Annotated in this window: 8 protein-coding genes and 2 pseudogenes; 6 read left to right on the top strand and 4 right to left on the bottom strand. The window is 45.0% G+C overall.

Annotated features, from left to right (window positions below):
* Positions 1–123 (top strand): annotated as a pseudogene (locus tag RLO19_RS08310) (IS630 family transposase); the annotation flags it as partial.
* Here RLO19_RS08310 and RLO19_RS08305 read toward each other — a convergent pair.
* Genes RLO19_RS08305 through RLO19_RS08290 form a run of 4 tightly spaced genes read right to left on the bottom strand, consistent with a single transcriptional unit; the run spans position 89 to position 6,284 of the window.
* A complete protein-coding gene (locus RLO19_RS08305) occupies positions 89–1,672 on the bottom strand; it encodes a TnsD family Tn7-like transposition protein (protein ID WP_446355468.1) in 1,584 nt (527 codons plus the stop codon). The pseudogene RLO19_RS08310 and the gene RLO19_RS08305 overlap by 35 nt on opposite strands.
* Entirely contained in the window at positions 1,669–3,261 is a 1,593-nt protein-coding gene (locus RLO19_RS08300) for an ATP-binding protein (protein ID WP_446355466.1), read from the bottom strand. Before RLO19_RS08300 ends, RLO19_RS08305 begins: the two co-directional genes overlap by 4 nt.
* Positions 3,239–5,443 carry a Mu transposase C-terminal domain-containing protein gene (locus RLO19_RS08295; RefSeq protein WP_446355464.1) on the bottom strand — a complete coding sequence of 735 codons (2,205 nt, stop codon included), beginning with the start codon at positions 5,441–5,443 and terminating at the stop codon, positions 3,239–3,241. Before RLO19_RS08295 ends, RLO19_RS08300 begins: the two co-directional genes overlap by 23 nt.
* Positions 5,444–5,468: 25 nt before the next feature.
* Entirely contained in the window at positions 5,469–6,284 is an 816-nt protein-coding gene (locus tag RLO19_RS08290; RefSeq protein ID WP_446355462.1) for a TnsA endonuclease C-terminal domain-containing protein, read from the bottom strand.
* 134 nt (positions 6,285–6,418) lie between these two features.
* On the opposite strand from RLO19_RS08290, the gene RLO19_RS08285 reads away from it, so the two are divergent.
* The 5 genes and pseudogenes from RLO19_RS08285 to RLO19_RS08265 all read left to right on the top strand — a co-directional run.
* A complete protein-coding gene (locus tag RLO19_RS08285) occupies positions 6,419–6,604 on the top strand; it encodes a plasmid partition protein ParG (RefSeq protein ID WP_446355460.1) in 186 nt (61 codons plus the stop codon).
* Positions 6,605–6,722: 118 nt separating this feature from the next.
* Positions 6,723–7,484, top strand: a complete 762-nt coding sequence (locus RLO19_RS08280) for a ParA family protein (RefSeq protein ID WP_446355458.1) — start codon at positions 6,723–6,725, stop codon at positions 7,482–7,484.
* Positions 7,474–8,397: a ParB/RepB/Spo0J family partition protein gene (locus RLO19_RS08275; RefSeq protein ID WP_446355456.1), complete on the top strand. Its 924-nt coding sequence runs from the start codon at positions 7,474–7,476 to the stop codon at positions 8,395–8,397. The genes RLO19_RS08280 and RLO19_RS08275 overlap by 11 nt, the downstream gene beginning before the upstream one ends.
* Before the next feature lie 311 nt (positions 8,398–8,708).
* Positions 8,709–9,248 carry a hypothetical protein gene (locus tag RLO19_RS08270; RefSeq protein ID WP_446355454.1) on the top strand — a complete coding sequence of 180 codons (540 nt, stop codon included), beginning with the start codon at positions 8,709–8,711 and terminating at the stop codon, positions 9,246–9,248.
* A 15-nt stretch (positions 9,249–9,263) separates the two neighbouring features.
* Positions 9,264–10,088 (top strand): annotated as a pseudogene (locus tag RLO19_RS08265) (hybrid sensor histidine kinase/response regulator); the annotation flags it as partial.
* Between the last annotated feature and the right edge of the window lie 143 nt (positions 10,089–10,231).

Raw genomic sequence — 10,231 nt, 5'->3', positions numbered from 1 at the left:
CGACTATTTGAATCAGTAGAAGAACTAGAAAAATTGCTACATAAATTATTAAATGAAGGAGAGCTTATAATTAAATGGAATAGAAAAATCAAAAACAAAGGCAATGCTGTTTATCCGGTTTAGCTGCGTAGCAGCTTACCTCTACAGCTTGTTGAACAGGGGGTAGAGCAACCGTGTGAGGCTTCAAACTAGCCCGTGATAAAAGTTGCCACCGTGCAGGATAAATATGCTCTTGACGGAAGCACTCAGTAGCCCACTCTAATCGTCGGATGGCATACTCCACCTGGGTTTCCACTACTTCACTTAAAACCTGAGCTGTAAGTGGTAGTTTATCAATTTCCTTTTGAATGAGAGTATACTGTCCAAGTTTTCTGGTAATAGCCGTCTTGGTCAACCATATCGGGCGTCCTGGCGCATTCTTCATTTGAACAGCTAATTCTTTTACACCGGCAGCCAACTGTGAATCCCGAATAGACCAATCTACCCTAGCAAGTCTTTGGGGGGACGCAACTGTGTGACGCCTCTGCTGTGGTAGATGAGCTTCTAACCATTGTGAATCGTGCTTGTGCAACCAAATATAAATGCGACCGAAATTTTTCCGCAAGAACGAGAGTCCTGTTTTCGGATAAGTCGCTGTGAGTTTCAGCCACTGTTGGCGGTAAGTTTCCAAAGTATCTGAAGCAAGAGAACTAGTAGTTTCAGGCGGTGTTGAGATTTGGGCACTGGCATAGAAATCCTTCTGGAATTGCACAAAAGAAGCCACTGTATGTCCCAAAAAATGAATGAGTAACAAATGGTGAAGAGGAGACTGGACTTTGTCAGGACAAAATCGGGTTAAACGTAACAGCCAGTGATTATAACTAGAAACGTCTAGTTCACACATGAGCTGCTGTAAAAAGTCTCTTTGATAAAAGTCATTAAAAGCTTGGTTGAGCGGCTGGACATAAATCCGACCAACAGATGAGGCTAACTTACACCCTCTAAGCAGTTTGAGATAACAATAAGGTAAATTTTCTAATTCCAAGCTCAAGTGACGTTGGTCAAGCAGCCAAGCCGCATCGTGGGCAATTCTCAGGAAAGCCTGATGAGAAGGATTGGACTCATCAAGCTCACTCGGAGAAGAAATAGCAATGCCTTGTTGTGCACAGATAAACTGACCGCACCTGCGACCATGGCGAAAAGGTACAGAACTTTGCGCCAAAAAAACAGTGTGTACCGGACAAACTTTGACGCCAGGAACTTGATGCAGACGATGCCAATAAGATTCGCCAAACTGCCGAATTTCCTCTTCTGCACACACAGGACAGAATTGCAACCATAGGGGAGTATGACTGACTAAAATTCCCAAGCGTCCATAAATCCGCGAACCGTTAGTGGTTTGCATATCCTCTCGTACTTGATTGATGCGGGAGGGCGGACAAAATGGACTGTAAAAAGGCAGCAATGTATGGTTGTCAATCAATCGGTCAACAGTATAGCTGTGTCCTGGAGGTAGGGTAGCCACTAAATGACCGAGGCGAGAAGGCAGGTCAACAACAGCCGCTCCATTGCGAGTGCCAAAGAGCTGCCGAACTACAGAACTTTCACCCGGATATCGCACTCGGTCGGCGAAGCGAGCGCAAACACTGTAAAGCAGCTCGTCGGGGTAAGGGTCGGGAAAGAAACTAATCATATAAACCCCTCTTCGCCAGAAATGAATTCAGTGCTACCGCCGATGTAACCTGCCTGTTTGAGAGTTTCATAGGCACTCATGCCACTTGAGGCTCCGTTGCTCACAATTTCTGGTAATTCTGCTGGTGAGGTAGCTGTGGGTCGTTTTTTCGCTTTCTTGGTGGCTTGAACTGGAGAAGAATTACTGCCAAAAGCTTGTTCTAACTCGGGTTCAGGCTCAGGAGATAAAGACATCGATGGCTCAACCCTGCTCTTGTTGACCGAGTTTTTCGCAGTCGCGGTTTGAGGATTAATTGAATTAGCAACGAAAAGATGCCCTAACTCTTGTTCGAGAAAAGGTTCGATGGTAATTGGGCGAACATCTTCGCAGTTTTTTAACCGCTCTAACGAACCCGACTTTAAAGCATTTAAAACCTCTCTGGCTGTCCGCAGGTAATCCAATGCTACAGACTGGATTATCCCTTTGGTCAATTTCTCCTTTCCAGTCGTGATAGCTCGCACCTGTGCCAACATGAACAGCTTTACTGCTAAGTCAGTAATACCTTGACTTTCGTAATAGAGAGCATGGCTCAATTCATCTGTAAGTTGGCAGGGAAACTGGACGTACTGGTATTGCCACAGCGACTCAATAAATAACAGCCAGTCCTCATCTTCTTTCATCCGTTCCCAAACCAAATCTCCCTGTCCCGTACCGCGACGAATTTGACGAAATTCGCTACCGAGAACTGACCAAGCTTTGTAAGTTCCCACCAGCACGACAGGTAGCCCAATCATATTGATCAGTTGTACAAAGAAATCGAGCATTTTTTCATGTCCGCCACTTCTGAGCTTGCTCAGGACTTGAATTTCGTCAATCACCAAAACACCTAAATGGACTAAGGAGGCGACACGGGCTACATCTGGCATCAGCTCGTTCAAGGTTCGTCGTCCTTTACCGCCATAGCTCAAGTAGTAGGAAGTCTCCAAAATGTCATCAACGGATTGAAAAAAGTTGAGGCATAAACCTTTAACTGACGCATCGGATGGACACTCTAGTTTCAGCCAGACTAATTGGGTATTGGTAGAACGTCGGTTGCCATAGCGGGAATGGTAAATGACTTGAGGATAAAGGGATAAGATTTGCTCCACAGCCGTTGACTTCCCCACGCCGCTGATGCCGAGAATTGTGAAACCCGTAGCTGTTGAACGCAAACGTTGGTTAAGGCATCGGTTTTGGCTCAAAGAATCTACCCTCTGGTTCAGGTCTTTCCAAAACCCTAAATTGAGAGGATTTCGAGCAATATAACCCGCTCGAATTAGACGGGAAAATCGCTGTTCTAAATCAATATGAACCGGAAGAGGCGTAAAAAATTGCAGGACATTTTGCAGTAGATGTAACCGTAGTTCTTTCGGTAACAAGAGTTCTTGAGAGTTGAAGTGCGGGTAAAACTGCAGTTGTTCGATGACCTGTTCTTCTGTCAGGATTTCCGGTAAAGCTTCAATCAGAGGATTGCCCCGGTATATGGAAATCTCTTCATGATAATAAGCTGACACTTTTTGTCCTTTAAAAACGAAAATTGGCGGTTTTTCAATGGTTTGGGTCTTTTTCATGATTTAATGTCCTTTCACGTACAGCCCGTAACTTTTCAATTGGTCGTGCTGGGGGTATGTATTCATCTATGGGTTCATCTACTTGGTTGATTGGCTGTTGTGGAACCACGGAATTAGGGGGGGAGGTAACAGTTGGTGAATCAAACTGCCAAGCTAATTCCTGCCGCTCTTTTAAGCGTTCTGAGTGTTTGTTCAGTCTGATATTTTTGAGGCGATTGGGTTGGCTTTGATTCTCTCGCTGCTCTTGAGCTTGAGCCGATGCCAAAGCAATAATTTGGTTAGCTTTAGCGTTTAAAGAAGCTTTGGACTGCAAGCCGCGTGTTCTAGCGGCTTGTCTGTCTTGTTCAAAGCGTCTATAGTAGTCAGCCACTGTGAGAAAATCTAGCCCCAAAAATCTCTGTTCAGTTTCATGCAAGTGACAGACTTCCACAAGCTGACCTCCATCAAGTCGAAGGTAGATGTTGTCAACACGGCGGGGGTCATAAGCCACAGAAATCTTCCAGCATCCAGAGTTTCTAGCTAATACAAACCATTGTTCTTTGAAAGCCAATTCACAGGTATAGTGCAGCTTTTTGAAGTAAATCCCGTTGCGAGTAACAGAAGCTAATTCGGATGGGAGGAGATTCAGGCGAATGGTTTGAGGAGGCTTCCAATGCAGAGCGCCCACCCGATTTTCCACTCCCCAATGCCAGAGGTTAACTGGATAAGGAGCGACATTTTTCTGAATCATAAATTCTTCAAAATGGTATTCATCCAATCGTTTTTCGTTGTTATGGTCAAGGATGAATAGAATCATGAGTTGTCGAAATTCGTAGAGGGTGAGTACCCCATCAAGTCGATAATCTCTTTCGCCTCGCGCCTTTACCTTTGAAAAGCTACCTGGGAGCCAATGAATGATTTCATCATTAAAATAACGAAAGCTCCTCTCGATAATTCCTTTGAGGTCAGCTCGGTATGGGGGTGTGTTACAAACTTGGACACCTAGAGATTCCACCAAGTTGTTGGCGTTATACCCCTCCAATTCACCTCGGTCTGCCAAGATGGCTTCGGGAAGGTGATGACTGGGCCACTCAGTTTCTTGGATTTCAATCCCGTTAAAGCGGCAAAATTCAACTTTATCGGCTGTGGCATTTTCCAGCGCTAGCATTGCACCCAGCCAACTGGCCGGTTCGAGAGTGACGACAAACCCAACAATGAGCCGACTGAATACATCAATAACCAGGTAAAGTGTGGGTCTACCAATAATCCAGTTGCGGTTGAGGGAACTGACCAAGTAGATATCTGCAATTGTTGCGTCGATTTGATACAGTGACCCAGGTCCAAAAGCCATAGCTGTTGAGTCTCCCTCCAAGGGGCGGTGACGCAAGTTAAACTGACGCTGACCTTCACGGGCAATAAGTGTCTTACTTAGTGAGCGGCTTTTCTCATACCAATACTTAAACTGCGTGAAGCTCGGCAGTTCTTCTGCTGGTGGCAGGATTGGCACTAGCACGCCCTGTTCAAGGGCGTAACCGCGATGAAAAAACTTCTCTAAGGTGAGTTGGTACGCCTGTTTTAAGGTTCTTCCCGTGCGATTTTCATAAAATAATCGGCAGCCAGTGAGTAGTTTCTCCCGTACTTCGGCATCAACATTAATGCCAACGGATTCACCTGTGGGTAAACAGAGCAAAGTAGGACGTCCGCGTTTGCTGTTCTGGCTGGTTCTCACTTTACCTTTGCCACCACATAAGTGAAAGCGGGGCAGCAGAGTATTGAGAGTTTGTCCCCCCTGCCAGTAACGCCGTAAGTCTTTGCGAATGGTTGTCTCGCTTCGTCCTGTCCGTTGAACGGCTTGGGCGATGAGTCGCCCTCGCCCAGAGCGATGAAAGACCAATTCTCCAGTGGCAATGATAGGAGCTATGGCAGCCCAAGCTTCCTGGAGTAACTGGCGTTGAGCTAGAGAAATTTCCTCATCCTGTAATTGAATAGCCCCGTAGGGGTCGTTTTGAACTGGGCTGATTTGGTTAGCGGCTTTAGCCGCTAAAAGATTCTGATATTTATGCCAAATGGGTTGGGCATGAGGATGATTGATATCGATAGTGACTATATCAGTGCCAGATGGAGCAATCCACAGCACACGGTCAATTTGAGGGTTGGCTTCCTCAAGGCTATGCCACTCAAATAGCTGGTTTATTAACAGCATTTTCTTCTCCTTTTTGGTGAGTGGGCTAAGGTATTAACTGAGTTCCCTTTAGCACCAACTTCCGGCTCGGATGGATGGGTTGATTCATGTCAACTAACCATTGGCGTGTAGCTAGCAGATGACGGGCAACTGATAAACTACTACCCGGACGTAAGTTGAAATAGGCATCGCCTGAAGACGCGATTTTGGCTAGGGAGTTGTTACTTTGAAGGACTTGGTGGGTAAGTAAGTTTTTGATTTGATCAATTTCCGGCTCTGACAGGGAGAGGCTTGAGGTATGAAAGCGAGGATGTAGCCAAGCTATATTTTTGACAAGAACTGTGGGAATATCGTGTTCGGTCACAATCTTCCAACTGATGTTTCTGTTTTCCCAGTAGCGACGCTCAATTTCAAATTTTTCTCTTACAGCTTTCTTGGCTAACTCCTGCGAAGGTTTAACAGTGCGAGCAAACGGCACTACTCCTATAGGGAAGCGCACACTGATGCAGAAGTCCGTTGTCATTACCACAGGTGCGCGGGTAACTGGGTCGGTAGGGTGTCTCAAACCGCAATCTTGGGCAATTTTTAGAGTTTCTGATAAAGGCAACAAAGGATATTGCTCTCGGATATCAGTAACTTGTTCTGACCAGTCGAGGATGTAAAAATAGCGAGTTTCTTGAAGGCTGAACAGTTCGTGCTTTCTGTTAGTTTTTATGCCTTGGATGCGTGTAACGACGCCCAGCGAGGGAACATCTTGAACGGTTAGCCAAGGTAAATAATCTTTTCCCCACCCGATACCACGCCCTTGTTGAAGACGTTGTTCAATCTGTTTAGGAGTTAATGCCCTATGTCGTTTAGCCATCGGATTTGCTCCGCTCTTTCCACTTTTTAGTGGATGGCTGCTATGCTTGATATTTGCTAGTCTAGCGCTTAAACTCTTTTTCGAGTTAGCGCGAAAGGCTCCCGAATTGTTAAGTACCATGCGACAATGAGGGCATGAGTAAGAAAGAGTCTGGGATGTCTGAGCTCAATGGCTACATCCCAAAAGCACTGAAGTTAAAGTTTAAGTCGCTTGGCGCTGCCTGTGACCGTTCTATGAGTGAGGTTTTGGCAGAATTAATGCAAGAGTGGATCAAATCGCAAGAGGATAAATCACTTCATGCCAACAATGATGATGAATAAACTTATCTGCTAACCCCTAAATCTTCTTTTCTGGTACTGTGCCAGTTACTTCACGACTTTATTATTTACTTCACGACTTTATTATTTACTTCAAGACTTTATTATGAATGTACAACCTATGACGAAGATAATCTCGCTATTTAATCAAGCGGGCGGCGTAGGGAAAACCACAATTACACTCAATCTGGGCTATCAACTCTTTAAACGGGGGCATAAGGTTCTTCTTATCGATATCGATCCCCAAGCTTCTCTGACACTCTTCATGGGAATTGACCCTTATAGCCTAGATAAAACCGTATTCGATGCCATTGTCAACGAGGAGCCACTGTCCATCCAAACTAATATTCATGGCATGGATCTGGCTCCTACCAATATCAATCTTAGCGCCGCTGAAATCCAACTGGTTAATATGGATTTCCGGGAAGTTCGCTTATCAGATGCGATCGCTCCCCTTAAAAACAACTATGACTTTATCCTCATCGATTGCCCACCCAGTTTAGGACTATTGAGCTATATCAGTCTAGTAGCTGCTACTCACGTCTTAGTCCCTATTGAAACCCACTATAAAGCCTTTGAGGGAACTAACCTCCTTTTACAAACTGTGGCAAGAGTTAGGAAAAGAGGAAATCGCTCTTTACAAATAGCTGGGTTCGTTCCTTCTCGCTACGCTGCTACTAATTCTCAGGATAAACGCACGCTCAAAGCCATAAATGAACAATTTGCCCCTGTTGGTGCCGTCTACAATCCTATACCCCGACTAACAGCTTTTGTGGATGCCTCAGAGAAACAAGTCCCACTTGCTGTCTACGAACCAAAAAATCCTGCCATCAAACTATTAGACCAGTTAGCCGCCAAGATGGAGAAACTCAATGCCAAGTAAAAATGACCAACCTTATAAAGGCAAGGCAAATTTAAGCGTTTTGTTTGGAGATGATGAAGTCACCGACTCAACTCCAAAAACACTGAGTCTAGACTCGATCCAACCCCGCTCCTCTCAACCTCGCCGATACTTCGATTCCCAAGCCATGCAGTCCTTGGTTCAGTCAGTAAAAACTGACGGAATTCTTCAACCTCTATTAGTCCGCCCTTTAGATGATAATCACTACGAGCTGATAGCAGGCGAAAGACGGTATAGAGCTGCCCGTGAAGCTGGGTTGTCTGAGGTTCCCGTTATTATTCGAGACCTGACGGAGCAACAAACTTTACACATAACATTAGTTGAAAACCTCCAAAGAGAAGACCTCAATCCTGTCGAAGAAACAGAAGGCATACTGCAACTGCTCTCTCACCTGCTGGAATGCCCTCAAGACGATGTGATTCGGCTGCTTTACCGGATGCAAAATGATGTGCAGAGGATGAATGATAACGTTATCATTCAACCCGAAGCAGAAAAAGTCATTAAGGTTTTCAATGATCTAGGGCGAATGGGATGGGAGTCGTTTGTCAGCAACCGACTCTCTCTGCTGAAGCTGCCTGAAGGTATCCTTGAAGCCCTTCGTCAAGGGAAAATTGAGTACACTAAAGCACGAGCGATCGCCAAACTAAAGGACGAGGAAGCCAGAAAATCGCTGCTTGAAACGGCTATTGCCGAAAACTTGTCTTTAACTCAGATTAAAGAGCGTATTGCGGCATTAAAGAAAAGCGCATCAGCAGATAAACCTGAAGAAAACCTGAAAAACCAAATTAAGGCTGCTTTGACAAAAGCTAGCAAGTCAAAAGTCTGGAGCGACCCGAAAAAGCAGAAACGTCTCCAAAAAATCTTAGCCGAGCTAGATTCTATTTTGACAACTTAAAAGAATACAATATTAGCATATCCACAGCCAGTAAAGGTATTAGCCAAGTTAAAATTTTTGTAACAAATGTCCTATCGGTTGATAGGGCATCTGCTTTTTAACAAAATTTAACAGGGCTTGAAAGTCCCGTTAATGCCTGAAAACTATGACTTGGGAAAGAGAACTCCTACCAATGGCGCTTCTAAGTAGCAGGGACAGGAGTTCAGATATCAGCTTTTAGGTAGAACTCTCTCAATCTAAATAGTTGATATTTTAAAAATTTAGAAATGAGAAACGGCAACTCAAACCCTGTCTTGCAAAGGTTGACGCTCATGCCACAGACTAACATTCTTTCAGACCATAGGTTGCTTCCAGACTCAGCCAATTCAAAAACACCATCTGACTATTTAGCCGGATGGGAGAGAGCGTTAAGCTCTTTTGTCCAAGCCTGGAACAAGTATCAGCCGGACGATTCGCTTTCAGCCGAAAGAAAACAAGATTTAGAGTGGCTGCAATCGACGCTCTTGCACTATCGACTTCACATCCACACTTTATCCAACAGTGACGAGTTTTGGAAAGGCTGTAAGGAGGGTAAACACAGTAGAAGAACGCTATTTGATTACAACTCCCAGCGACAGGTGCAAATTTTACTCAAAGCGATCGCAACTCCAAAAGCCCATCAACTCTACGAGTTGGGGGTTCAAGTCGGATGGCGGTATGCTCGCCTCAAAGACTACTTGCTGCGAATCAGAAAACAGCGGAAACTGGAACAAGCTCAACCGCTTCGGGATTATCAACAATTCCTCCATTTCATCCGTCAAAAGACTGATTTGGAAGATGCAGACTCATTTTTAAGTGTGGGATGGGTTTGAGAGAGGAGACGGGAAATGAAAGATAAACCCAGTAAAATCCTGGCAGTTGATGATGTAGCGGATAACTTATTCCTCATACAGACGATTCTCTCTGAAGAGGGCTACTGTATCACCACTAGCTCAAACGGACTTGAGGCTATAGCCAGTGTTGAAGCCTCACCGCCGGACTTAATTCTGTTGGATGTGATGATGCCAGAGGTAGATGGCTACGAAGTGACTTACAGAATTCGCTCCAATCCTCAACTGCCTTTTATTCCCATTTTGCTGATTACTGCTCACAAATCAACTCGTATAGCCGATGGACTCGATTTGGGTGCAGATGATTTTGTCTACAAACCCATTGAGGTAGACGAATTACTGGCTCGTGTGCGTAGTCTCCTCCGGTTGAAACACAGTATAGATGCCATGCAGGAAATGACTTTGGCGCGAGCAGATTTTGTCTCCCGCCTCACTCACGATCTGCGGACGCCACTAGTAGCTGCCGATAGGATGTTAACTCTACTCCAACGAGGCAAATTTGCCGAACTGCCACCCAAGGTGATAGAAGCAATAACGACAATCGCCAGCAGTAATCAAAATTTGCTCTCATTAGTCAATACTTTACTGGAGGTTCATCGATTTGAAGCGGGTTGTAAACGTCTGGTGATCGCTCCCTTTGATCTGAAAAAGATGATCAAAGAAGTCGTCAGGGAACTGGACGCGATCGCACTTGACAAGGGTCTGTCTTTAATCTACGACGAGCAATACAATGGCTCAATCAGGATAAAAGGCGATCGCCTCGACCTCCGCCGCGTCATCACTAATTTAGTCGGAAATGCCATCAAGTTTACGGATATCGGTTATTTGACACTCCCCGCCCTATAAGTGCGGGGATTCTTAGTTCCGCGACACACCTTACAATTATCTATCCTTGCGGCAATACTTAAACCAAACACCCGTAGAAAACTACCAAGTATTGAGCCTAATTTAGATAACTCCAGAGG

The organism is Coleofasciculus sp. G2-EDA-02, from assembly GCF_040226375.1.
Classification (GTDB): Bacteria; Cyanobacteriota; Cyanobacteriia; order Cyanobacteriales; family Coleofasciculaceae; genus Coleofasciculus.
This window is presented reverse-complemented; position numbering and strand designations above follow the sequence as displayed.